Origin of the sequence: Amycolatopsis regifaucium, from assembly GCF_001613935.1 — a bacterium.
Taxonomy (GTDB): Bacteria; Actinomycetota; Actinomycetes; order Mycobacteriales; family Pseudonocardiaceae; genus Amycolatopsis; species Amycolatopsis regifaucium.
In genome coordinates, this window is the sequence record NZ_LQCI01000015.1 from 1 (window position 1) to 23,948 (window position 23,948).

Consider the following 23,948-nt stretch of genomic DNA (forward strand, 5'->3'; position numbering starts at 1 on the left):
TTCACCGGAGTAGGAAGGTATTGCTGGCGACCAACGCGTTGCTGTTCCGCGGCATCGCCCAGGTGACCGAGGGAACGTGCACGGTAGTCGCGGACCAGGTGCAGCTGTTGGACCTGCAAGGCCTGGCGTCGAAGTCGCGTGACTTCCGGTGACCGGAGCGAACCGGGAATGGCGAACGCTGGAGGTTCCCATCCGGCCGGGCACTGGCACCCCGAAGCGTTGCCCGTGGGGCCACGATCTGGCGGTCGGTGGCGTGCGGCAAGGCTGGTCGCAGGACTACTGGGCGCCGGAATGGCTGTGCGAGGCCTGCCACGCGTTGGCGGGTAAAGGCGGCGTCTGGTCGATGATCGACACCGCCGTCGAGCGGCAGGTCATGGAAACCGGTGTGGATGAGTACGGGCTGCGCCAAGTCGTCCTGCCACCGCCGGTTTCCGCGGGCATCGGCGTCATCCAGCTTCGCTTGGGGCATACGGTCTTTGGTGAGGTGCGCTTGTCGCTGTGTCCGGTTGACCGGCGCGCGATCCTCTGCCATGTCGAGGTCGAGGAGAAGCATCGACGTCGCGGAGCGGGGCGTGTGCTGGTGAAGGCCGCTATGGAGCGGGGCGCCAAGTTCGAGTGGTCGATGCTGCCCATTGGGCGCGATCCGGTCGCTGTCGCGTTCTGCGCGCGGGTCGGAGCGGTCGGCCCGGCGAGCCCGTGTCCCTGCACGCATCAGGTCAACGCGAAGGTGATCCCTGCGGAGTCGCGGTGGACGAAGTGGTGGTGAGCTGTTCGGCCGGCTGGTGATCGCAGGCTACGAGGGGGCAGCTTCAGGTTCCCCGGAACTCGTCCGGCCGGTGTCCCGCCCGCGCCGGTGCTGTTCGCGGATATGCCGGGCCAGGTGAGCGGCGTCGTGGCCGACGAACCCGAGCAGCGCGGACCCGGCGGTGCGCTGCCACGGCAGGCCGAGAACGTACAGGCCGTCGACCGGCGTGAGTCCGCCGTCATGGCGCAGCCGTCGGTCGTCGAGCGCGTCCGGAATGTGAACCCAGGTGTGGTCTTGGCGAAATCCTGTCGCCCACACGACCGCGTCGACGTCGGTGGACTGTCCATCGGCGAAGACGGCGGTGTGACCGTGTGCTTGCAGTAGCCGTGGCTGGAAGGTGACGCCGTGCCGGGCCAGGGACCGGTGGCTGTGGCCGATCACGGTGCCTTCGCCGCGGCGCATCCAGCGGCCGCGGCGTGAGGTGGCGGGTGCGGTGATCAGGCCGGTGTGGGTCTGCCAGCAGAACAAGTCTCGGCCCAGGATCCGTTGCGGGGTCGCACCACATCGACATGTCACGAGCGGCGAGAACCTACAGCAGTAGTCGTTGTTGTGTGGAATCTATGACACTTTCCCAAATTGTGGCACTTAAATTGCGCTAGTGTCACCAGAACTGGGATTGACTATTCTTTCACGTCGGCTGGGCCGTGCGAGTGGGTCTCCGCGACGCGCGGTCAATCTCCAGTGGTGAGTGACGTTTCGGTGTGGTTCTGAAGGTCGTCGGGTCGCGCGCCTATTGGCAGGGGGCATCATGACGGTTGATTCGAACGGCTTGTCGAGTCGGTCCGGGTCCGACTGGCAGATCGCGGAGAGCTTTTGCTCCTGTGATGAGCGTGTACCTGCGGGTGTGGGTTTTGATCGGCTACCTTGCGGTGGTGGATATCCGAGTGGTTGAGGGTGCGCTGGTCGAGACGCCGGCAGGCACGGTGACGGGAATGGACCGGCGGGCGTTCGGGGAGTTCATCGGCCCGCAGGGTGAGCTGGCGTCGTACGCGTTCGGCTGGACGGCCGGGTCGGACCCGCATGTCGCTCGTTTGACGGTCGGGATCGGCGCGGGCAACTCTGGCGGCGGTACCTTCCACGCTGTCATCTTCGAGCACGAGGATGGCCAGGCGTTCTCGCTGACCGACGATCCGTTCGAGCGCGTGCCGCAGGGCGGCCCAGACCTGACCGCGGACGAGGCGCGTGCTCATGAGGACTTGCCGTTCATCTGGTGGGTCGCCGATGAGGTCATGCAGCGCGATCGGCGGGCTTGGTGGATGAAGCACTGGCTTCTGCGCACCACCTGTATCCAGACCATCGAGGTCTTCGAGCGCAGCGAGCCGATTCTCCTTGTCCAGCACGACGCCGACGACGGCATGTGGCAGCTCATCGGTGCTTCCGACGCGGACGGCGGCACCGGCAAGATCGGGCACCTGCACCACGCCGTCGACCACGACCACACCCTGCTCGACACCCTTGACCTGCCACCCGGCGGCAGTGCGACACGAACAGGCATCGGAAATCGCTGGAACCGTCACTCCTAGAGCTGCAACGCACACTCTCATGCCGCGAGGGGATGCGTGCCCGCGACTGTCCGCTCCTGTCGATGATGCGATGTGGCGGGAACCCCGACACCTCCCGTCGAGGCGTGGGTTCCCCGGGCCCGGCCCGGCTCGAACGGGCTGCCACCCTCACCATGCGACGGGCAGGACGCACCCTTACCGGGTAGGTGCGCCTTGGGCGGACTCTGCGGGATGGTAGATCTGCGGCCCTGCCGCAGCGACCGGTTTACGCCCGTCGGCTCCGCGCGCTCATGCCGAGATGAGGGCAGGTCACGGTGTCATTGTCCGACGATCTCCGCGGTTGAGGTCAGTGATCGCATCGTCCTGATGCTTCGAGGGGTCGGGGCGAGCACTAGACGTTAACCGGCGAGGAGGGGCTCCGCGCGGGGTTCGACGCCGTGGAGCACCTCCTCGCCGGTGGAGATTCGGATCGTCACATGCAGTTCGTGAGTCCCCAGTTGTGGGTTTCCACCGGCGGGAACTGGCTCGGGCTTACCGCCCAGCCGACGGTGGTTCCACCTGGGACCGCGGCACAGGAGCCGACGTAGGTGTAAGAGCCGTCGAATGCGACGGCTCGACCGAAGGGAGTGAGACGCAGGCGAAGCGTGCCGCAGTTGTTGTAGTACACGTAAATCGTGGTGTTCACGCCGCCGGGCTGCTCGACTGTCGTGTTGCAGGCCCGTCTCGGAGTCGGAGCTTCGGCGGTATTCAGCACCCGAGCTTGGGGGTTGGGCGCAGGGCTGGCGATTTGGGTCACGGGCCGACCGTCATCGGCGAGGGCGAAACTGACGGGAACCAGTGCGACACCGCAGCCAATACCTGCAGTGAGCAGGAGGGAGCGAATTCGTGCGCTGAGTGGCATAGGTTTTCCTTTCGAGTCCTTGATGGGGGGGTAGTCCGACGTCGATCCCGTCGTCAACTTTCCTGGACTACGGCATGGATGTCCTTCGCACTCCGTCGCCATCGCTAAGCATTCAGTCGCCGATCTTTCGACCGAATGCCTGCTGCCTTTGGCGTCCAAGGGCCGCACACTGGCTATAGCCGATCATCGCGAAGCGGGGGACAGATGCTCACCATGTCGGACTTCCGGACCGATGACTTGCCTGTTTTGGAGCGGGTCGACGCCTTCTTTGGCCGCCTCGGTGAGAACGTGCTCGTCAAGCTCCGCGGCGATCACCGGCCTGACCTGCGGTCAGATCAGCGCGTGCTGAGTATGGGCGGCATTGTCGTGTCGGCGATGACCGGAACGGTGCCGTCGATGCTCCTGCGGCGTACGCCGGCCATCGTTGCACGCGCTGACACGGAAGAGGTTCGGCTGTCCTTCTCCGTGGAATCCCGGAGCATCGGGATCGGGAAGGACGAGGTCGCGCTCCGCCCGGGCGACTGGTCGGTCGTGGATTCCGCGCTGCTCTACGACATCCCGGTGGCAGACGGAACCCACACCGAAACGTCAATAGGAGTGCCCTACAGTCGGATCCCCGTGCGACGGAGCCGGATCGAGCGGCTGGTCGGCCGCCCGCTGGACGGGAAGTCCGGGTACGGCGCTCTCCTGGCCCAAGTGCTGACCCAGATCGTGCGGGACGCCGACTCGTATCGCCCCGAGGATGCATCACAGCTGGAGACAACGGCCATGGACCTGGTGACCGCGCTCTGCTGCCGAGCTTCGGACAGTGGCTCGTTCGTGCCGGCCGAGAGCCGGCGCCGCAATCTCGTCCTCCGGATCCGGAATTTCGTGCGAGAGAACCTGCACGACCCCGGGCTGACTCCCGGCTCGATCGCCGCGGCTCACCACATCTCCCGCAGCCACCTGCACAACCTTTTCAAGGACCAGGAAGAGACAGTCGCGGCCTGGATCAGACGACAGCGTCTGGAACGGGCAGCCGATGATCTGGCCGACCCCGCCCTGCTCGATACACCCGTGCACACGATCGCGGCCCGCTGGGGGTTTCCCCGGCCGGCTGACTTCACTCGAGCGTTCCGAGCCGACCGCGGAGTCACTCCCGGCGAACACCGTCGGCGGCACATTCTCCCGCCCGGATAACCCAGTGGCACGACCGGCTAGCGCTGCCACGCCCAGCGTGTGCACGAGGACCAGGCAGCCCTTCACGACTGCTAAACAGTCTTCCGCAGAGAGGACGATATCTACGATCTCGGCAACGTCCTCTTCCTGGCCAAGCCCCTACCGAACCCGTACGAACTCGAATACGAGCTGTGGACACCGCGATCGGCGGGCTTGGTGTATGCGGCACTGGCTTCTGCGCACCACCTGTATCCAGACCCTTGAGATCTTCGAGCGCAGCGAGCCGATTCTGCTTGTATAGCACGACGCCGATGACGGCATGTGGCAGCTGATCGGTGCTTCTGATGCGGACAGCGGCACCGGCAAGATCGGGCACCTACACCGCCTGTGCCGTGACCGGAGCTTCAGTAGGCCGGATCTCGTCCGGGTTGCGCAGGTCGATAACCGTGCGGACGCCGGACTCGCGCGCTTGGGCCCAGCCTGTCTCAGTGACGAATCGAAGGTCCGCTGCCCTGAAGAAGGCTCCACAGCTGGTCGTGGTGCCGGACTTGGTGGGCAGTCCGCCGAGGTCCCTGGTGTTGAAGAAGACTTCCCAGGTCACTGCTCTGCTCGTGCTCATCGTTCGAGTGCTCTGTCATCACTGGAATTGTCGGTCAGGCCGGGTCTGCATGTATCGACGTTCGACACGCAGGTTGGTTCATCGTTGCCCGCGATTCGTTGTCGGTGTGAGCAGGTCGGCGGGCCGGGCCTGTGCTCAAATTCCGCGCATCTGGGCGAGTTTGTGATCGGCGAAGTCGCGGCTGACTCGAAGCCCGTTGACTTCGCCGAGTCGGCCACGTCCGGTGGCTTCCCGGATCCTGCCGTTGAGGTTGACGACGATGGCCGGCAGCCGCGGTTCCTGAGCCGGTCCGGCCGCAAGACCGGACCCGGTCGCGGGCCGCTGCTTCAGCTCCGCCAGCCCATTCCCGCCACAGTTCGCCGAAAGGGGACGGTCGACGTCGGGTGCGGCCGGGTGGCGCGCGTTCACCCGCGCCCACTACGCCCATGGGAGGCCGGGCGGCTCGGACACGCTCGGGTAACCGAGCGTCGATGCCGCGTCATCGGTCAGGCACCGGGTGCGCGCGCCACCCGTCTGGTGGCGTCAGGCCTTGATCGCCTGCCGCTCGCCGCCGCTGGTGACGGCGATCTTGCGCGGCTTGGCCTGCTCGGCGACCGGGATACGCAGGGTCAGCACCCCGGCGTCGTAGCCGGCCTCGATGTGGTCGGCGTCCAGGGTGTCACCCAGGAACAGCTGACGGCTGAACGCCCCGGCCGGCCGCTCGCTGATCAGCGTCTGGACGTCGTCACCGGTGACCGCGGTGCGCTCCGCCTTCACGGTGAGCACGTCGTTCTGCACATCGATGTCGATCGACTCCGGGCTCACGCCGGGCAGGTCGAAGTGCACCACGAACCGGTCGCCGTCGCGGTAGGCGTCCAGCGGCATCGCGGCGGAACGGGACGCGGGGCCGAAGAACTGCTGGGCCAGCCGGTCCAGTGCCTGGAACGGGTCCGTGCGAACGAGCATGATGGTCCTCCTCCTTCCCATCGTGGCGTGGTGCCTGGGCGATGTCGGTACTCCGTCTCGCCGGCACCACCACTGCGCTGACACCCCCGGAAACGGGCAGCTCCACGACGCCTGTTCCCCCGACGTGCATAACCACCCGAATGGAGCATTTCAGGGATGCTCTGTCGAAGAAACACCTGGTGAACGATTGAGTCGAACACGCTCAAGTCTGGGGAACTCACGTGCAGGCTGGTTCGTCATAAGGGTGAGAACACCACTCGTAGGCCTGTCCGGATTTCTGGAGGTGGGACTGATGACGCTGACGGCTGTGCGATCGGTTTCCGCGCTGGAGCGCTGGGACCCGTTCCTCGAGTTGGAGGACCTGCACCGGTGGATGGGCCGGTGGTCGCCCGCGGCCGCCGTGCGGGAAACGGACGACGCGTATCTGGTCGAGATGGAGTTGCCCGGGTTCAAACGCCGGGATGTCACGGTCGAGGTCACCGGAAGCGAGGTGGCCGTCCGGGGCACGGCCGGCCGGCGGGGCCTGTTCCGGCGCCGCACCAGCCGAACGCGGGATTTCGTATACCGCACCACGCTGCCCGACGGGGTGAACACCGACGCGGTCTCGGCAACCTTGGCCAAGGGCGTCCTGACCGTCCGGGTGCCGAAGCGCGAGTTCGCCCGGCGGCGGCGTATCCCGGTTCACAGCGCCTGAGTCCCGACCCGGTTCGGAGGTACGAAAGGATGACCACGTACTCGCCACTGCGTGAGCCGGCCGCGGTACAGGCCCCACCCACCGGGTGGCCCATCGGTGTTTACGGCAGCTACGCCGAAGCGCAGCGCGCCGTGGAGTACCTGGCCGGCCACGACTTCCCCGTCCAGGACGTCACGATCGTCGGCGTCGAACCGATGGTGGTCGAGCGCGTGACCGCCCGCCTGTCCTGGGGACGGGTCTTGGCCGGCGGCGCGGCGTCCGGCGCGTGGTTCGGGCTTTTCCTCGGCCTGCTGCTCGGCTTGTTCGGCCACCAGCCAGTGACGGCGCTGATACCGGCCGGGCTGGCCACGGGTGTCTTGGTCGGCGTGGCGTCCGCCGCGATCGGCTACGCCTCCGTGAAGGGCCAGCGGGACTTCGCCACGACCACGCAGGTCGTCGCCCGGAGGTATGACGTGCTATGCGAACCGCGCAACGCCGAGAAGGGCCGAGACTTGCTGGCGAAGCTCGCCCTGGCCGGGCCGCCCGGCCAGGGCGAGCGGTGGGACCGGGAGTCGAGTGGGACCGGAGGCGATCGCGGTGTGCGCCCGTCCCTTCGATGACACGCTGCGGGCGGGAACAGGCACCGTGCGGCTGACGGCAGGCTCCATACCGCGTCGTCCCTGTCGGCGGATGCGTCGCGTTGTGCTGTGCAGTACACCCGGACGCTGACCACCGTGCTGGTTGGCGTGGCGGCGGGCCGGGTATCCAGCAGGAATCACCGCCACCGATGCGGGCGCGATGGACGGAGCAGGACGTATGGACGGGTACGAGCACGTCAGCGCCGGCAGCGAGAAACCTGGCAGGGCCGGCGGCCTGGACGGCGACGAAACGGTCCGCCGGGTTGGCGCGGATGCCGTCTTCGGCGGATTCGAATGTCGCACGCTGGGTGGTGAAGGCTTCGCCCGACGCGGTATCGGTCACCGGCATCGGCTCGGTCGTGTACGGCAGGACAGTCACCTGCCGCAATTCGGTGAGGCTTAGTCCGCCATCAAGAGATCGACGGTACCGGCACCGTAATACTCACTGAGCGCCACGCGCAGCCCATCGAGCAGGGCGTGGGGCTGGACGCCGCGCAGGACGCGTTCGACTGCCAAGGATCTGTCTACCGCGTTGCCTCCGCTCACCCGGAACCCGGCGCCTCAATCAAGCACACGGGAAGAAGTCCGCACCGCTCGTCGGACCGGTCGGAGTACGTGCCGCGGTGCGCTGAGCTGACAGTTCAGCATAAGGATGCGACAGTGGTTTCGTGAATCGGTCCCCTGAGCCGCACGGCACCGGAACGGTGGCGGCGGCCGTGACCGAGACGGCCGAGCTACTCGAGATCATGTTCGAGCGGACTCGCGAAGCGTCACCACGTCCGCTGTAGATGTCCCAGGTACGCGCCGCCGTGGCACTCGACCACCACGACGGGCTGAACCTGCGCGCCCTCGCCGAGTTGCTCGGTTCCACCCCGCCACTGGTCAGCCGCCTGTGCGACCGGCTGGAAGCGGTCGGCTTCCTCGAACGACTGCCCAGCTCGGCCAGCCGCCGCCAGATCACGCTGCGACTCAGCGACCGCGGCCACGCCTACCTACGGGACCTGCGAGCCCGTCGGCGCGAAAGCCTGCAAGCCGTGCTGGCGAAACTCACCCCGGAAACCAGGGCGGCGCTCGCCACGGGTCTGCGGGATTTTTGCGAGGCGGTGGCCAGCGACTAGGGCGTGTCCTACGGATCTTTCTCATGATCGTGTGCAGATGCTGGAACGTGGTGGGTCGTGGTGAGCTGACGGCAATCGAATAGCCGGTCATGCCGATGTGCGTACGGCAGGGGTGGTCACGTTCGTTGTCGAAGACGCTGGCTCGGCACCGCCGTGTGGCCGTCGTGGCGAACGGCATCGGCAAGGCTCGTCGCGACGGGTTTCTAACGGAAGCCCGCGTTGTTCTTAGAATGGTGAAATGGAGGACATCGAGGCGATCGTCGTGCTGCAGGATCCCGTCCGGCGGCAGCTGTACGAGTACGTGGTCGACCAGGACCATGAGGTGAGCCGGAACGAGGCGGCCGAGGGCGCCGGGATCGGCCGCACGCTCGCCGCGTTCCATCTCGACAAGCTCGTCGACGCCGGGCTGCTCGTCACCGAGAGCCGGCGACTCACCGGGCGTTCGGGCCCGGGCGCGGGGCGGCCTGCCAAGCTCTATCGCCGGTCCGGCGAAGAACATCACGTATCGGTCCCCGCCCGGGACTACCGCACTGCCGCCGACCTGCTGGCCGAGGTGGCGGACGGCGCCCGGCTGGACGGCGAGCTGCGGGCCGCCGCCGTGCGGGAAGGACGGGCCGCGCGAGCCGCCGCCGGACCGGTCGAGGGCCTCGACGCGGTGCGGGCTGTTCTGTCCGTGCGCGGCTACGAGCCGCGCGCGGACGCGGACGGTGCCGCCCTTCGCCTGGCCAATTGCCCCTTCCATGTCCTCTCGGAGCGGCATCCCGCGTTGATCTGCGGCATGAACCTGGCGCTGTTGGAAGGTTTTCTCGAGGACACCGAAGGGCTGCGAGCCCGGATGGATCCGCAGCCCGGGATGTGTTGCGTCACCGTCGAGAGTTCTAAAAACAATGACGATTGACATAGAGTGGTGAGAGTGGTGAAGTGGGTGGCATGGCCGGACACCACCTCGCCCAGCTCAACGTGGGCACCCTGAGACACCCGCTGGACGACCCGCGCACGCACGGTTTCACGTCGATGCTGGACACCTTGAACGACGTCGCCGACCGGTCGCCCGGATTCGTGTGGCGGCTGGTCGGCGACGGGAGTAGCGACGCCACCGCGATCCGGACCACCCTCGGCGCGGACGTCATCGTGAACATGTCGGTCTGGGAGAGTCGCGCCAGCTTGTGGGACTACGTCTACCGCAGCGGTCATCTGGACGTGCTCCGGCGCCGCGCTGAGTGGTTCGAGCTGCCGAAGACGGCGTTCCAGGTGATGTGGTGGATTCCGGCCGGCCACGTGCCCGCCGTCGAGGAGGCGGTGGAGCGGCTACAACAGTTGCGCGCGCACGGCCCGTCGCCCAGCGCCTTCGGGTTCAGGGACACGTACACGCCCGAGGACGCCGGCCTCGCGTCGTGACCACCGACGGACACGGCCAACGCCCAAACCTTCGGTTGAGCACCACCAGGTGACCAGCACCGTCCGATACACGACCTCGACGTCGGGGCTAAACGATCAACTTCTCCAGCCGGCAATGGCCGACTCTCACCCCACATCCGCTTCCCACCACGGCGTACCTCGGCACCGGTGAACGGTTCGAACCGGCGCCACACGAAGCCCACGGACCTGCACCGTCGTCGAGGCGGTGTCATGACCACCGAGGTAGTCGACCGGGATTCCCGGGGACGGCGTTGGGCGCAGGCTATGTGTGAGTACGCGGACGTGGTCGCCAGACGGCCACCGAACGTGCACTCGACCGCCCTCACCAGGACACTCACGAAGACATGCGCCTGGCCCTCGACGCGGAATGTGGGCACCGCGCCGAAACCCTCTGACTTGCTACCGATACCCCGCCCCGCGTCGGACTGGGCTCACAGGCCGTGAGCTCGCTTCACGCCGCCGTTAACGACGTATCGAGTTCGTGCGGCGTCAAGAAGCTCCTCATCGCGGGAGCGCTTTCCCAGGTGGCACCGTAGGTGAGTGCCGCACTCCCCCTTCTTCTGCATCCGGTACTGGCCGTCGTTTTCGGTGTCCTGGCGCTGCACGAACGGCCCACCGTCACTCAGCTGGCCGGATGCCTGCTTGTGATCGTCACCGTATGGGCGGTGAGCCGGACACCGCGCCGGGACCGCGTTCGGGAACCGGCCTAGAGGGCCAGGTGCCAAGCAGGGGTGTATTGACGGCTTCCCCGCCTGTCGCGGATCGGCTATCCGTTGGTGCCTGGTACGGCGAGGCCGGTCTCGTAGGCGGCGATGACGGCTTGGATACGGTCGCGTAGCCCAAGTTTGCTGAGCACGTTGCTGACGTGCGTCTTGACCGTGTGTTCGCTGACCACCATCGCGTCGGCGAGTTCGGCGTTGGTCAGCCCGCGGGCGAGCATTTTGAGCGTCTCCCTTTCCCGAGCGGTCAGCACGGCGAGCCGTTCGGCGGAGAGTGCCACTGAGGGGCCGGTCCCGTGCGAGGTGAACTTCGCGATCAGCTTTCTGGTGATCGCGGGTGCCAGCAGTGCTTCTCCGGCCGTCACGACACGCACGGCGTGGACGAGGTCTTCCCGGCGGACATCCTTGAGCAGGAAACCACTCGCACCCGCCCGGAGGGCGTCGTAGACGTAGTCGTCCTGGTCGAACGTGGTGAGCATGATGACCCGGCAACCGGTCTCGGCGCAGACGATGCCGGCGGCCTCGATTCCGTTCATGGTGGGCATGCGGATGTCCAGGAGCAACACGTCCGGCTGGTGGGCCCGGACCGCGTCGACCGCCTCGACGCCGTCGTTCGCCTCGGCGACCACCTCGAAGTCCGGTTGTGCGTCGAGGATCATGCTGAATCCGGCGCGGACGAGTTCCTGGTCGTCGGCGACCACGATGCGCACCGTCATACCGTCGCTCCTCGCGGAGTCAGCGGAAGTCGTACCCGCACCTGGAAACCGGACGCGTCCGTGCGCGGCCCCGCGGACACGGTGCCGCCGCACGCGGTGGTGCGTTCGCGGATCCCGATCAGGCCGTTGCCGCCGGAAGGGAGTGACGACGCCGAACCGCGGCCGTCGTCGATGATGTCGATCATCAGGGTGTCGTCCTGCCAAGCGAGTCGGAGGTCGGCACTGTGGGCGCCGGAGTGCTTGACGGTGTTGGTGATGGCTTCTTGGATGATGCGGTACGCCGCGACCTCGACGTCAGGAGGGAGCGGGACCGGTTCGCCTCGCACATCGTAGGTCAGTGCCAAGCCGGTTCCCGATGTCTGTTCGACCAGTGCGGGGAGCTCGACGAGCGTGGGTTGCGGAGAGCGGGCCCCGTCGTCGTCCTTGAGCAGGTCGAGAATCCGGCGGAGCTGGACCATGGCATCGCGTCCGGCCGACGCGATGGCGTCGAAGGCCGCTTCGGCGCGCGCCGGGCTCGCGGTGAGCGCGATCGGACCGGCCTCCGCTTGAACGACCATCACGCTGACCGCATGGGAGAGGATGTCGTGCATGTCGCGAGCGATCCGGGAACGTTCCCGTACCGCCGCGCGGTCCGCCTCGAGCCGCCGTTCGTGCTCCAGCCGCTCGGCACGCTCGCGCAGCGCCTCCGCATGGGCACGGGACGCGGCGAAGGCACGTCCCACCGCGTAGGCGGCGATGAACATGACCCCGCTGCGCAACGCGGTCTCCGAGGAACTGATCACCATGCTGCCGCCGACCGTGATCATCAGTACGACGATCCTGGGACGGTGGGCGGAGCGGACGGCGACCGTGTATGTCGCGACCAGCGCGCCGTACCAGATCGGCTGTGCGGGCACGTCACCGAAGAGATCGTAGGACCCGGTGGCGACCAGACTTGCCAGCAGCGCGACGACCGGAGCACGTCTGCGTCCCAGCAACGGCAGGGCGGAGGCGGTCACGACCAGATAACCCCACCAGTGCCAAGGCGGCCCCGCGGGATTCTGGCGGGAGAAGAACGGCCACAGCTGCACCACCATGACCAGCAGGACGAGCGCCACGTCGAGGGTCAGGGGCGGAAACGCCCGCACCCGGCTACGTAGCGCCGCCGAGATCGGCAGGGGCGCGATGGAGTTCACGTCTTGTTTCCCTTTCGAGGGGTGCTCGCAGACCGGCAAGCCGAGGTGGCCTGCCGGTCTGGTCCGTCAGAGTAGAGCCGGGACGGTTGTGGAGGCCGTGCCGGTCGGATTCGGGATCCGCTTGGCGATGGCTGCGAAAGAGATCATCAGGACGAGTGCGCCGAGCGGGATGAGGTCCTTGTCGATGAACGGGGTGATCAGGTCGAACAGCACCAGCAGCGGCGTCCAGACGCTGATCACGCGCGTGGCGGCGAGCTGGACGACGAGGCCGAGCTGACCGAGGTAGAACAGGTACGGTCCCACGTCGTATACCGCGAGCGAGAGGCCGGGAGTCTTGCGGATCTCGGCGATGATCTGACTCATGCCCAGATGGTCATCGGCCATGAAGCCGGCGACGACGTCCACGGCGAATTGCCCGGACAAGGCGACCGCGCCCGCGATGGCGACCACGGTGGTGACGGTGGCCAAGGCGTTGCGTCCCGCCATCCGGCGAAGCTGCACGAAAACGGCTACGAAGAACGCCATGGCGCCGAGGAAAGCGAGGTGCCCGATGGTCCAGGCGGGGCCCGGGCCACGGCTGCCGTCCAGTCCGTCGACGATTCGGATCACCCCATAGCTGAAAGTGAGTAGCGGGGCAGCGATAAAGGCGATACGCGGATTCACTGGAGGCTCCTTCGACGGTACGTAGTTGCCTCAATCCTGAAGTTTCGACTGTTGAAGGTAATCGCCGACGAGAGCGATCTTGGCTCTCCCTCTCGCGACGGAGACGAGTCCCCTCACTTTCAGGAGATATTCGTGCGTGTCTTCACCAACGGTGGCACCGGTCTAATCGGCTCCGCCGTCGTCGCCGAGCTTCCGGCAACGGCCACCTCGCTCTCGCCCGCTCCGCCGCCTCCGCCCAATCCGCTTCGACGACCGGTGCCGAGCCGCTCCAGACAGATATGCCGGATCTGGACGTCCTGCGCCCCGGTGCAGGCCAGCCCGACGACGTGATCCACATCTGGCCTTCGCCAACGGCTTCAGCAGTGCCGAAGCCCCGGCGAAACGCGGTCGCCGAGGAAGGCGCCGCACTCGGCGAGGTGCTCGTCGGCAGCGATCGCCCTCCGTCGTCGGCTCGGGTACGCACGCCTGGCCTGGCCGCGCCGATTTCGACCGAGCGGCCGTTGGTCGAAAGCTTCTACAGCGACTCATCTCAGGTCCACCTCGGTCCTGGACTTACCGTGACGACATCCACACCGGACGCTGCGGGCAGCCCTGCTGACAGCGAATAACTCGAGATCACCGATCCGGGCGAGTCCGAGGGCTTCGACATCGACTGACGAACACACCACGATGTCCGAGGTTGTCGGCGAAGACGTGCGCGCCGACCGGACCAAGGGGATGGCCGTCGAACAGGGGACCAGAATCGGATCCGTCCAAGGGCGGTCGCAGCCGATGTGGGCTAGATTGCTCCCAGCAGCACTTCCCTACGTTCTCTATCGGGCGGCCGCCGACGCCGCCGCGTGGGCCGCACTCGGTGGCGCAATCCCCGCGGTACTTCTCGGCCTGCCAGGCAGCACGGTCCATGACGAGCCACTGCTGGACAATCTGACCTGCATCGCCGTCGACACCGCTATGCAACCAGGACAGCTCCAGTTCGCCGTTCCCGCCCACGCTCTCACCGGACAGCCCGCGGTTCTTCGGCGACTGCGTGAACTTCCCTTCGGACACACCGGAATCCGGCTAGCCCTCACCAACGTCCTGCTTGAGTGGTCGTGATATCGGGGTTCCCCGACTCCAACGCCGATTGCATCGTTCTCGCATTGCTGTCCGAGGCGCCGGTCGGGTGGCTGCGCGTCTACGAGCTCAGCGGTGCGGACACCTGCGACAACTGCCGTATGCACCACCGCTCACCCGGATGTGCGAGCGAGACTTGGTCGCCCGGGCACGACGCGGTTCCCGTGGCGTGGAGGCGGTGAGCACGGCGAAAGACCTCTCCGCGCTCAAAGAGGCGCGCCCAGCCATGGGCGCTGTGCCGGAGAACGTTCGCTCGTCCTCGCGACCGAGGCGGCCGCTGGCAGGCGCGGGTTCGCAGGGCCGATTCTGGCGCACTGCCGGCGAAAGCGGCACGTCCGTGTCTGGTCAGCTGCCGGTGGGTTCGGGCCATGCGAGGCTGGCGCCGAGTGCTGTGGTGAGGCGTGTCATCGTCCGGCGGCTGGTCTGCTCGTCGGGCGTGTTCTGGGAGCCAGACGCATGCGATGTAGGCGGCGGGGATGTCGGCGGTGGCGCGAGCAGCGGCGAGGCATTCTTCGATCTGCGCGAGAGACGGGCCGGGGCCAGAAGGGAAACGCGCGCCGGGTAGCTGTGCGCCGTCGATGACGTCGATGTCGAGGTGGAGGTAGACGGGAACGTCGCCGAGCCGGTCGAGGGCGGAAGTGATCGCGCCGGGATCGGCGGGTATGCGGCGGACGCCACTGGCGGTGAGGGCATCGCGTTCGGCGGGGTCGAGGTCGCGGGCGTCGGCGAGCACGACGCTGGTGTCGGGAATGGGGGAGAAGTCGAGTGTGTCGTCGAACAGGTCAGGAGTGCGGCCGGTCAGCATGGCCAGCGCCATGCCGCCGACGTAGCGCTGGTCGAGATGACGGGATCGTTGAAGTCGCCGTGGGCGTCCAGCCAGAGCACGGCCAGGTCGCGGTGGCGGCGCCGCAGCCCGGCGACCACCGCGCGGGAGGTGGGGCAGTCTCCGGAGAGCACCAGCGGGCGGGCCGCCTGTGCCACAGCGTCGAGGGCGGCTCGGTGCAGCAGGCTCATCCGGGCGGGAACGGTCCCGGAAAGGAGCACGGGGAAGTCGACCTGAGTCGCGGCCGCGGGGATCGGGAAATCCGGGATGTGTTCGTCGAGGTGCCAGGGCGTGACGATCACATCCCACGTGCCACCGGTTCTGTGGTCGGCCACGACATGTCTCACTTTCTCCTGTGGGGCGGTCTGTTCGTCAGCGGCGTGTTTGCCGACCACGCGCCTGCCGCCCGCGAAGCAACGCCGGTGACTGAGCGCGCTGTGACGCCTTCGTCCGCCGAGCAGTTCGATCGGCGGCGTCTTTGGTCGCTGCCATCGCACCGCCGGCGTCGTGACGGCACGTTTCGATCGGCGTCCGGGCTCGGCACTGCCGCCCTGGTAGTTCGCCGGAAGGTCGGATGCGGCGCGCTGTGTGGCTGGCCGGTGTCCGAAAAGATCGGCCACCGGCCACGAAAGGAGTGCGTCCGGTTGATTGTCGGGTCCGCCATACGGCTATACGTGTCTGCAGCTGTCTGGGGCGGCGGTCAGGTTGTACTCGCCGTACCAGCCGTTGCCGACGAGGCGGCCGAGGCCGTTGGCTCCTCCTGGTGCCCAGGTGTCGTTATGAGGCTGGTAGCGGTACCAGAGGAGTTCTCCGCCGTTGTCGGCTCGTGCGCCGTAGAGGGTGTCGGCGCCTGCGGAGAACACGGTGTTGAACATCTGCCAGCCGCCGCCGTTGAATTTGCCTTCTTGGCTCCACTGTTGTGTTGTGGCGTCGTAGACATGGCGGAACAGTTCGCCGGTGGGTGTTCGGGCGTAGAGGACGCCCTCACCGGCGGCGATGATCAGGTTGTACTGTCCCCAGCCGTCTTTAAGAGTTCGGTGTTCCCAGGTTCCAGTGGCCGGGTTGTGGTTGCGCCAGTGGAGTCTGCCGTCCGGCTCGACGGTGTAGATGTGGCCCTTGGTGTCAACGGTGATCAGGTTGCGGAATTCGGGTGTGGTGTACCGGTCCCAACCTGTGGCTTCGATGACCGAGTACTGTCCACCGCCGGGGGCGGAGTCCCAGCGGGTGCCGTTCCAGCGGAAGCGGCGCAGTTCTCCGGTTCCGGTGGCCTGGTAGAGGACGCCGTCCGGTCCGGCGATCGTACGGCCATCCAGCCAGCCTTCACCGATAGCTTCACCGAGACCGTTGACCCAGGTGTAGTCGCCGTAGCGTGGGCTGGTGTGTTTGTACAGGCGCAGCTGGCCGTCCGGGCGTGTGACGAACACGGGTACATCGGGCTTGCAGTCGATCTCGAGATCCGGGATGCGGGTGGGGTCCAGCACGATGGTCTGTTCGGTGGTGGGTGCACAGGTGAACTCCCTGGCCGTTCCGTCCGGGTTGGCCGCGCCGGTGGGGAGACCGAGGCAGCGACGGGACTTGTTGTTGCGCAGCAGCGCGCCGTCCAGTGCCGGTTCGATTTCCCACACCTGCTGGGTTTTGGCCGGATCGCAGTCGTACTGATAGGCCTGCCCGGCGTGGGCGCTGTTGTCGGGAACGCCGAGGCAGCGGCGGGTGTAGCGGTTGCGGACCTGGACCCCGTTGGTGACCGGTTCGACCTCCCACACCCGGTCCGACTTGGTGGGATCGCACCCGATCACGCCTGCGGGCGCCCCGTGGGTGTTGTTCGTGCCCGGTGCGGACAGGCAGACGCCGGTGGTCCGGGTGCGGACTTGCAGGCTCGTGGGTACCGGCGCCAGCTGCCAGACCCGGTCGGTGACACTGGCCATGCAGTCGTACTGAACGACGGGCTTATTGTTGACGTTGTCTCTCCCGTCGACGGCCAGGCAGCGGCGGGTGGACAGGTTCCGGATCTGCACCCCGCCGGCGACCGGCTCGAGCAGCCATACCCGGTCGGTGACGCGATGGTCGCAGTCGTATTGCTCGACCTGCCGATTGTTGACGTTGTCCGCTCCATAGACGGCGAGGCAGCGGCGGGTGAATCGGTTCCGGATCTGCGTTCCTCCGGGGACCGGTTCGAGTTCCCACACCCGATCGGTGATGGTTCGGTAGCAGTCGTACTGCTGCGCGGGCAGGTTGTTGACGTTGTTGACGCCGTACACCGAGATGCAGCGCTTGGTGAACAGGTTTGCGATCTCGACGACTCTGGGTGCGGTCTGCTGCTGGATCCAGCCCGCGATGTCGTCCACCCTGGTCGCCGTCGCCCCGGTCCGGGTTTCGGCCGACCCAAGGCAACCGCGAGGGTAGCCGGTGTCGGCGATCGCCAAGAGCTCGATCCGGCCCGCGGATTCGCGGAAGGCCGGCCCCCCGGCGTCACCGGGGCAGAGCCCGGCGTCTGTCGCGGCTCCTGTCAGGTCGAGGCTAGGGTTCTTGATGGTGGTGAGGGAGAAGGCCGCGGTGTGCAGCTGATCGGGCACCCACTGGGTAGCGGTCCGGCCGAAGCCCGCCACCCGCAGCGCCTCGCCTTGTGCCGGTGCCGTCCCGGCGATCGGTACCGGTGGGATGCCGGTGACCGTGGTCGCCAGCTTCGCCAGCATCAGGTTGCGATCGGCGCGCGGGACGAGTTCCACGATCGGCAATACGGCGCCGGTGTTCTGCGCTTGATTCGGCCGTCCGATTTTCGCTGTGGTGGGAAGAACGGGCGCGCCTGGGTTCACTTGCTGTCCGGCCGCGCCGCCAGTGAAGCAGCGGGTCGCGGTCACCACCCACTGGGGTGCGACTAAGGCTCCGGTGCAGGCCCGGTCACCGCCGACCTCGATTCTGACCGCGAACCGGTAGCCGCCGTCAGATACCGGTGTTCCGCCGGCGATCCCGGCGGCGGGCGTCGCGTCGATCATCCCGGCAGCCAAGGCCAAGCAGGACAAGGTGGCGATCAGAGCGCTGGATCGTGATCGTCGTCGTTTCAGAAAGCGATCCATGGTTACCCCCAGAGAAAACAACGAAATTCGCAGCCGCGGAGGCTGCAGGGAGTCTCCGGGTAGCCGTTTTGCGAATGTGCCGTTGTGGTGAACATGCTGATACGGCGAAGGATTTACCCCTTCGGAAGTGTGCGATGTGACCATATCAAATGCGCTTCTTTTGGGTAACGGATTAGTTTCCTGGTTTCGGTCTTTTGACCGGTTGAAGATTGCTGCGAATGGCCTCTTACGTGAATTCTGATGCCGACTTAGTGTTGGCTCTCTGGTGTCTTCGCCAGATTCTCGACGGATGAACGACTGCGGTCGGGCACTGTGAATGTGGGGGATCCGCGAATGTGGTCAGATGTTCCTGCTCGAAGGTTTCGGGTCGGTGCGCCGAAAACCGCGAAGAAGTTCGGTCAAACGGGACATTCTCGCGTGTTCAAGCGGATACTGCCACTGTCGGCGGTGATTTCGGTCGCGGCGTTCCTGTCCGCCGGTGCCGCCGAGTCCGCCGTCGGCGCACCCACCGAGGAGCCGCTGTCGGCGATCGTGGAGGACTATGGCTATCCCGACGCGGCGAAAATCCTCGCCGAACGAGGAATCAAGCTGATCAAAGGCGATGGACACATCCTTCTCGCTGATTGCGCGGCGGGCACGGGGCAAGCGGAGGTGTGGAGCCGGACCAAGGGGCACCTCTGCTTCAAACTCAGCGGTGTCACCGGGCTGTTGACGATGGAGGTTCCCGAGGCCTACCTCATTACGGGCGCGGGCGCGCACACCATCGTGGCCGACATCGTGGTGGACGGTGTCCCCAGCACGGTCACGGTCGCCAAGGGTGAATTCCGGGGGATCGGCGAAGGCAGTGATCCGAACAGCGGTCCGGCGACCCTGCTCACGTTCCGTAGCGCGGCGGCCTGACATGGGGGCCAGGATGAGTTCGCTCAAGCGGCTGATCACGACGATGCTGGCTGTTCTGATAGTCGCCGGCCAGCTCATCGCACCCCAGATGGCGGTCGCTGACCCGTCTGCGTTGACGGACCGGCAGCGTGTCCTGGAGTTCTATCGTGGCGGCGGCCTGGCCACGACGCGCGCCGCGGAGGCGGCGCTGCTGGGCACCGACGTCGATCTGAGGGAGTTCCTCGCGACCGGCCAGGCGGTCGCCGCCGAGAACGACGAGCGAGCCAGGATCGCCCGGATCGTCGGCATCAGCGGACGTGGCGTGCGGGAAGCGGCGAGCCGGGCGCTCGCCGGTACCACGGCCGACCGGAAGACCTTCCTTGACAGCGGTTGGCAGGGGCCCGACGCCGAAGACGTCCGGGTACGGGTCACACAGATCCTTTCCGCGGGGGGGCCTGGAGTCAAGGCGGCGGCGCAACAGGCGCTGAACGGCTCGGACGACGATCGTCGGAAGTTCGTCGCGACCGGTCAGTACGCGGCTCGCGACATCGACGACAGGGTGCGGGTCACGCAGATCCTGTCGGCGGGCGGGCCGGAGGTGAAACGCACCGCCGCCATCGCGCTGGCGGGGACGCCTCAGGACCGGCGCGAGTACCTGGAGCTGGGTCAGCACGTCGCCAGGGACCGCGATCAGGAGATACTGACCGTCGTCCAGCTGGCCGCGTTCGCGCGGGAAGCCAAGGATCTCGCGGCCGTCGAGACCCAGCAGGCCAAAGACGAGTCGGAGAAGGCCGTCGCCGCCGCCGAACTGGCTCGGCAGGCGGCCGAACGCGCGGCCGCGGAGACCGCCGCGGCCAAGGATTCGGCGATCACGGCGTCCAACGCGGCCGGCCGGGCCGCAGACGCCGCGAACCGGGCGGCGGACGCCGCCCGGACCGCGATCGACGCCTCTGCCGCGGCGAGCCAGGCAGCGCGGGTCGCCGCGGGCGCCGCCGCTCGTGCGGCCAACGCGGCGATCCTGGCGGGGCAGGCGGCGTCGCGTGCGTACAGGGCCGCCGCCAACGCGGCGACCGACGCGTCGACGGCCGACGCCGCTCGCGCCGCGGCCGTTGACGCGCGCAATGTCGCGGCAAGCGCCAAGCTTGCGGCCGAGGCCTCGAAGGCGGCCGGTGACGCTGCGAACGCCGCGGCGGGCGCGTCGAACGCCGCAGGCAGTGCGGCCGCCAACGCGGTAGCTGCCGCGGACGCCGCAGACCAGGCCGCCAGGCAGTCCAATGTAGCCACCGCTGAAGCAGCGCGAGCGAAGCGGGCGGCAGCGCAGGCACGGGCGAAGGCCCAGCAGGCGGTGCGGGCTGCCAACGCGGCTGAAGCGTTGGCGCGGGAAGCGGGCAGTGCCGCGCTGCAGGCGCGGGACGCCGCGAACGCGGCGGCGGCGCATGCGGAAGCGGCCGCGGACGCGGCGGACGAGGCAGCGAACGCCGCGTGGGACGCGGCCACGGCAGCGAGAAAGGCGACTGAACACGCCAATGCTGCGACCGCCGCCGCCGCGGACGCGACCGCCGCGGCAACGAAAGCCAGCGCCGTCGAAGAGACTGCCCGTCGGACCGAAGCCGCAGCACTCGTCGCTCGCACCGATCTGGCTAAGCACGAAGCCACTGTGGCCCGGCAGAAGGAAGACGAAGAACGAGCCACAGCGCTGTTCGACACACAGGAGCAGGCCCGCCAGGACGAGGAGACCCGACGCCTGCTCGCCGAGGCGACGGCGCCGGGGACTCCGGATGCCGTCGTAATCGCCAACGGCCGCAAGGCGGCGGCCAAACTGGCCAGGAGCGGCGGACCGTGGACCGCCCAGTTCGCGATCAACGCGCTGGGAGGCACCGACGCGGAGGTCCGGGAGTTCGTGTTCCACACTCGCGAACTCGCCGCTGACCAGGATGACCGTTCGCGAGTCGAAATCCTCATCGAGTACGGCAAACCGGCGATGCGGAGCGCGGGCGAGACGGCCCTGGCGGGCACCCACGAGACGGTGACGGAGTTCCTGCGAACACAGCAGTACGTGGGCCGCGAGGACGATGATCGAATCCGCATTGCGCAACTCATGGAAACAGGAGGACCCGCAACGAAGGCCGCGGCGCAGCAAGCGCTGGCAGGAACCTCGCACGACCGGTTCACCTTCTTGCGCACGGGCCAGTACGAGGCGGCTGAGCACGACGACCGCATCGAGGTCACCCGCCGAATGCAGGCGGGCGGACCCGAAGTGAAGGCCGCTGCCGAGATCGCGCTCGCTGGGCCCCGCTCCTACCTGGCCGAGTTCCTGGCCGTCGGCTACCCCAAAGCGCGCCAACGAGATCTCGATACGGCCACGCACGTAGCCTCGGTGCGCGGCCATGTCGCCGACGCCGCTGCGTCGGCGGCCACCGCGAACTCCCTGGCCGCTGAGGCGCAGCGGGTGGCGGCGCTCGCCCGCAACGCGGCTGCTGACGCGGAGCGCTACGCGCAGCAAGCGAGCCAGTCGGCGAAGGACGCCTCCGACTGGGCGATGAAGGCCAAGGAGTCCGCCGACGCGGCGCAGGCCTCGGCGAATGACGCCGCGGAGTCGGCTCGGCAAGCACGCGAAGCCGCCACAGCGGCACAGCAGTCCGCCGCAGCCGCCTCCCGGTCCGCAGTGAGCGCCGCGACATCGGCGGCGCAGGCCCGTGTCTCGGCAGCTTCAGCGGCGACGTCGGCCGCCGCCGCCCGGGCGTCTGCGGAAGCGGCGGGCCGGAGCGCCGCGGAGGCGGCGAAAGCCGCGAGAGAAGCCGCCGACTACGCCGCGGAGGCACAGCGCCTGGCCAGTAAGTCCGAGCGCGCGGCCGAGGACGGTGACGATGACGACGGCGTGTCCCCGGAGCCGATAAGCCGCGAGAAGGCTGACTCAATCTCGCAGTTCCTGCAATCCCATTGCCTCGGGCTCAAGGTCACCATCCAGTGCGGCATGGGCGGTCACGGGGAGGCGCTCGGCAAGGCTGTCGCCATCGAGGTCGCGAAGGCGTGTGCGAGCAACGAGTTCTGCCAAACCCGGGAACACCTGGATTGGATGCTCAACGAGCTGTTCACCAAGTACATGGTGCAGATCAAGGACGCCTTCGACAAAGGTATGGATTTCGTTACCACCCTCAGCGGGCTGGTCAACGGGTTGGCGATGAAGGGCCTGCAGAAGGCGATCGCCGACGGCTTGGTCCCGGGGGGACCCAAGGTCGGCGGCTGGCTCGACCCGAGGGCGGTCAAGAAGATTCCCGACAGTTGGGGGCCCGGAACTCCGAACAAAAAGAAAGTCGGCACCAGATGGCAGGACCCGGCCAATCCAAGCGGTTCAAATGTCCGGATCGACAAGGGGAACCCGAATCACCAATACCCATCGCAGCAAGTCGATCACGTTCGGATCAACGACAACGGTCGTATAGTCGGCCGCGGTGGGGTGCGGTTCCCAGGCGGAACCAAGGCCGATGACCACCCGAACGAAACACATATCCCGCTCGACGAATGGTTGAGATGGCGAACATGGAACAACCCGTGATCCCTCGTATTGGACCCGGAGGACCGTGAATGGTCTGGAATCGGCGATGTGGTAATCCGGTCGAACCCGCAAGAGCAGTCTTGACATACTGTGCCGTATGGCAGTGACACAGCAGCTCGCCCGTATTCCCGCGCCACAGTTGTCGGACTGTCGCGACTCCGCCGCGGAACTGGACAAACTCTGCTCCTTCCGCTCGGCGCCGTCAGCGGACTATCTGGATCTGAACTGGTGGCCCAACACACTGAAGCGGACTTGGGCACTGATAGGCGTCGACGCACAGTCCCTGGAGGTGCTGCACCGCGGCTTCGACGGTGTCGAGGAAGTCAACCCGGCCTACCGGGACCACCCGAACACGATCTTCGAGCACCCCGTCACCGCTCTGGAACCCGATCAGGTCGCCGAGGTCGCGAATGCGTTACGTGCAATCACTCCCGAGAGGGTGCACGCCGCCGTGCCTGTACAACGAGACGAAGCGGCGGCTGCACTAGGTGCCTCTGTGCGGGACGTGGTAGGCGATCTCGCAGCGTTGCTCTCCGAGCAGCATGACATCCTGCGCAACTTCTACGATGAAGCCGCACACCGCCGACTCGCCATGGTCATGTGGTGGGACTGAGTCGACACGCCCCCTGGCGACAAGGCACCCGAACAGTGGAAACCTCCGCTGGGGTCGTTCTGGTGTACGCGACCGACTGGATCGTGGTCAAAAGCGAGTACGGGCTTACGATCGCCGCACCAGCGAACCGCTCTGGCCATCATGCTCGACCGCTGCTGACAGCGCGGCCCGGCTTGCCATCGCTGAGTGTCAGTATTTCCAGCCGGAGCCTGTGCCGCGGTACTGCTCGACTGGGATCGGTGCTGTGCCGTCGCGCATGCGATCGGTGTAACCTGACTTGGCTCAAGATCGCTGATCTTGGGTAGGGTGCTGGCTGTTGAGCTGCGGTTTCGTCGTGTGAACGGCGAAATCTGCGCACTAAGCGGCCGGTTCTAGGGGTCTGCCCATCGCTTCCCGGTTACGGCTTCAGCGACAAGCCGGCCGCGCCGGGGCGGGGGATCGAGCGGGTATCCGACGCGTGGTGCGAGCTGATGGCCCGGCTCGGCTACCGGCGGTTCGGCGCCCAGGGCAGCGACTGGGGCACCAGCATCGCCACGAGCATCGGTCAACGGCAACCCGATCGGGTCGCCGGCATCCATCTCATGCCGCCGCTCGCACCGCCCGATCCGGCCACGTTGGACGACCTCACCGGTGCCGAGCGGGCGGCGCTCGCGACACTGCGGGAGGCGGACGAATGGGGCTCCGGATACTCGGCGCAGCAGTCGACCCGGCCGCAGACGGTCGGCTACGGGCTGGTCGACTCGCCGGCCGCCCTCTGCGCCTGGATCGTCGAGAAGTTTTGGTCGTGGACCGAGTCCGGTGGCGACCTGCATCGGGTTATTACCCGGGATGAGCTGCTC

General features: G+C 67.2%; 25 protein-coding genes and 1 pseudogene. 15 read left to right on the forward strand and 11 right to left on the reverse strand.

The genetic code is table 11. The annotated features are described in order from the left end of the window. Nucleotides 1–148 precede the first annotated feature (148 nt). Nucleotides 149–766: a GNAT family N-acetyltransferase gene (locus AVL48_RS18545; RefSeq protein ID WP_061990167.1), complete on the forward strand. Its 618-nt coding sequence runs from the start codon at nucleotides 149–151 to the stop codon at nucleotides 764–766. Nucleotides 767–793: 27 nt separating this feature from the next. Here the strand turns inward: AVL48_RS18545 and AVL48_RS18550 are convergent, their stop codons facing one another. Continuing rightward, nucleotides 794–1,273 carry an NAD(P)/FAD-dependent oxidoreductase gene (locus tag AVL48_RS18550; RefSeq protein WP_061990165.1) on the reverse strand — a complete coding sequence of 160 codons (480 nt, stop codon included), beginning with the start codon at nucleotides 1,271–1,273 and terminating at the stop codon, nucleotides 794–796. Between the two features lie 356 nt (nucleotides 1,274–1,629). Here AVL48_RS18550 and AVL48_RS18555 point away from each other — a divergent pair, with 356 nt between their 5' ends. Further along, a complete protein-coding gene (locus AVL48_RS18555) occupies nucleotides 1,630–2,328 on the forward strand; it encodes a hypothetical protein (protein WP_244162659.1) in 699 nt (232 codons plus the stop codon). A 451-nt stretch (nucleotides 2,329–2,779) separates the two neighbouring features. On the opposite strand, the gene AVL48_RS18560 is transcribed toward AVL48_RS18555, so the two are convergent. Then, a complete protein-coding gene (locus AVL48_RS18560; protein ID WP_156515771.1) occupies nucleotides 2,780–3,103 on the reverse strand; it encodes a hypothetical protein in 324 nt (107 codons plus the stop codon). 318 nt (nucleotides 3,104–3,421) lie between these two features. On the opposite strand from AVL48_RS18560, the gene AVL48_RS18565 reads away from it, so the two are divergent. Then, complete coding sequence (locus tag AVL48_RS18565; protein ID WP_158070240.1) at nucleotides 3,422–4,387, forward strand: helix-turn-helix domain-containing protein; 966 nt, start codon at nucleotides 3,422–3,424, stop codon at nucleotides 4,385–4,387. Between the two features lie 355 nt (nucleotides 4,388–4,742). On the opposite strand, the gene AVL48_RS18570 is transcribed toward AVL48_RS18565, so the two are convergent. The 3 genes from AVL48_RS18570 to AVL48_RS18580 all read right to left on the reverse strand — a co-directional run bounded on the left by AVL48_RS18570 (nucleotide 4,743) and on the right by AVL48_RS18580 (nucleotide 5,930). Then, a complete protein-coding gene (locus AVL48_RS18570) occupies nucleotides 4,743–4,967 on the reverse strand; it encodes a tyrosine-protein phosphatase (protein ID WP_061990159.1) in 225 nt (74 codons plus the stop codon). Nucleotides 4,968–5,120: 153 nt separating this feature from the next. Further along, a complete protein-coding gene (locus AVL48_RS18575; RefSeq protein ID WP_061990157.1) occupies nucleotides 5,121–5,393 on the reverse strand; it encodes a hypothetical protein in 273 nt (90 codons plus the stop codon). A gap of 114 nt (nucleotides 5,394–5,507) precedes the next feature. Then, nucleotides 5,508–5,930, reverse strand: coding sequence for an Hsp20/alpha crystallin family protein (locus tag AVL48_RS18580; protein WP_061990155.1), 423 nt, complete (start codon nucleotides 5,928–5,930; stop codon nucleotides 5,508–5,510). 292 nt (nucleotides 5,931–6,222) lie between these two features. Here AVL48_RS18580 and AVL48_RS18585 point away from each other — a divergent pair, with 292 nt between their 5' ends. From AVL48_RS18585 to AVL48_RS39815, 6 genes are all read left to right on the forward strand, one after another. Then, nucleotides 6,223–6,624, forward strand: coding sequence for an Hsp20/alpha crystallin family protein (locus tag AVL48_RS18585; protein ID WP_061990153.1), 402 nt, complete (start codon nucleotides 6,223–6,225; stop codon nucleotides 6,622–6,624). Nucleotides 6,625–6,653: 29 nt separating this feature from the next. After that, complete coding sequence (locus AVL48_RS18590) at nucleotides 6,654–7,223, forward strand: YflT domain-containing protein (protein WP_061990151.1); 570 nt, start codon at nucleotides 6,654–6,656, stop codon at nucleotides 7,221–7,223. Nucleotides 7,224–8,029: 806 nt separating this feature from the next. After that, nucleotides 8,030–8,359, forward strand: coding sequence for a MarR family transcriptional regulator (locus AVL48_RS18600; RefSeq protein WP_244162658.1), 330 nt, complete (start codon nucleotides 8,030–8,032; stop codon nucleotides 8,357–8,359). Between the two features lie 238 nt (nucleotides 8,360–8,597). Beyond that, nucleotides 8,598–9,257, forward strand: coding sequence for a helix-turn-helix transcriptional regulator (locus AVL48_RS18605; protein ID WP_061990147.1), 660 nt, complete (start codon nucleotides 8,598–8,600; stop codon nucleotides 9,255–9,257). A gap of 32 nt (nucleotides 9,258–9,289) precedes the next feature. Further along, entirely contained in the window at nucleotides 9,290–9,757 is a 468-nt protein-coding gene (locus tag AVL48_RS18610) for a DUF3291 domain-containing protein (RefSeq protein ID WP_061990145.1), read from the forward strand. A 557-nt stretch (nucleotides 9,758–10,314) separates the two neighbouring features. Then, nucleotides 10,315–10,488 carry an EamA family transporter gene (locus AVL48_RS39815; protein ID WP_208616300.1) on the forward strand — a complete coding sequence of 58 codons (174 nt, stop codon included), beginning with the start codon at nucleotides 10,315–10,317 and terminating at the stop codon, nucleotides 10,486–10,488. 56 nt (nucleotides 10,489–10,544) lie between these two features. On the opposite strand, the gene AVL48_RS18615 is transcribed toward AVL48_RS39815, so the two are convergent. The 3 genes from AVL48_RS18615 to AVL48_RS18625 form a co-directional block, all read right to left on the reverse strand. Then, complete coding sequence (locus tag AVL48_RS18615; protein WP_061990143.1) at nucleotides 10,545–11,213, reverse strand: response regulator; 669 nt, start codon at nucleotides 11,211–11,213, stop codon at nucleotides 10,545–10,547. Next, nucleotides 11,210–12,388 (reverse strand): sensor histidine kinase, encoded by a 1,179-nt coding sequence (locus AVL48_RS18620; protein WP_208616299.1) that lies wholly within the window; start codon nucleotides 12,386–12,388, stop codon nucleotides 11,210–11,212. The genes AVL48_RS18615 and AVL48_RS18620 overlap by 4 nt, the downstream gene beginning before the upstream one ends. 66 nt (nucleotides 12,389–12,454) lie before the next feature. Next, nucleotides 12,455–12,997, reverse strand: a complete 543-nt coding sequence (locus AVL48_RS18625; protein ID WP_208616298.1) for a hypothetical protein — start codon at nucleotides 12,995–12,997, stop codon at nucleotides 12,455–12,457. 723 nt (nucleotides 12,998–13,720) lie between these two features. On the opposite strand from AVL48_RS18625, the gene AVL48_RS18630 reads away from it, so the two are divergent. Then, a complete protein-coding gene (locus tag AVL48_RS18630) occupies nucleotides 13,721–14,146 on the forward strand; it encodes a hypothetical protein (protein ID WP_061990138.1) in 426 nt (141 codons plus the stop codon). Between the two features lie 79 nt (nucleotides 14,147–14,225). On the opposite strand, the gene AVL48_RS39820 is transcribed toward AVL48_RS18630, so the two are convergent. The 3 genes from AVL48_RS39820 to AVL48_RS18640 form a co-directional block, all read right to left on the reverse strand. Next, the gene (locus tag AVL48_RS39820) at nucleotides 14,226–14,981 is read right to left on the reverse strand and encodes an arginase family protein (RefSeq protein WP_208616297.1); all 756 of its coding nucleotides are present in this window, start codon (nucleotides 14,979–14,981) and stop codon (nucleotides 14,226–14,228) included. Then, on the reverse strand, nucleotides 14,963–15,322 hold the full coding sequence (locus tag AVL48_RS40555; RefSeq protein WP_208616296.1) for an arginase family protein: 360 nt from the start codon (nucleotides 15,320–15,322) through the stop codon (nucleotides 14,963–14,965). The genes AVL48_RS39820 and AVL48_RS40555 overlap by 19 nt, the downstream gene beginning before the upstream one ends. A gap of 333 nt (nucleotides 15,323–15,655) precedes the next feature. Continuing rightward, complete coding sequence (locus AVL48_RS18640) at nucleotides 15,656–17,998, reverse strand: tachylectin-related carbohydrate-binding protein (RefSeq protein ID WP_169812901.1); 2,343 nt, start codon at nucleotides 17,996–17,998, stop codon at nucleotides 15,656–15,658. Nucleotides 17,999–18,478: 480 nt separating this feature from the next. On the opposite strand from AVL48_RS18640, the gene AVL48_RS18645 reads away from it, so the two are divergent. From AVL48_RS18645 to AVL48_RS18660, 5 genes and pseudogenes are all read left to right on the forward strand, one after another. Then, nucleotides 18,479–18,961 carry a hypothetical protein gene (locus tag AVL48_RS18645; RefSeq protein ID WP_061990134.1) on the forward strand — a complete coding sequence of 161 codons (483 nt, stop codon included), beginning with the start codon at nucleotides 18,479–18,481 and terminating at the stop codon, nucleotides 18,959–18,961. Between the two features lie 13 nt (nucleotides 18,962–18,974). Then, entirely contained in the window at nucleotides 18,975–22,496 is a 3,522-nt protein-coding gene (locus AVL48_RS18650; RefSeq protein ID WP_063054115.1) for an ALF repeat-containing protein, read from the forward strand. A gap of 97 nt (nucleotides 22,497–22,593) precedes the next feature. Continuing rightward, entirely contained in the window at nucleotides 22,594–23,109 is a 516-nt protein-coding gene (locus tag AVL48_RS18655) for a DUF1877 family protein (protein WP_061990426.1), read from the forward strand. Between the two features lie 15 nt (nucleotides 23,110–23,124). Beyond that, nucleotides 23,125–23,268 (forward strand): annotated as a pseudogene (locus tag AVL48_RS40120) (HNH endonuclease); the annotation flags it as partial. 191 nt (nucleotides 23,269–23,459) lie between these two features. Then, on the forward strand, nucleotides 23,460–23,948 hold a 489-nt coding region (locus AVL48_RS18660; RefSeq protein WP_156515772.1), incomplete at its 3' end, for an alpha/beta fold hydrolase.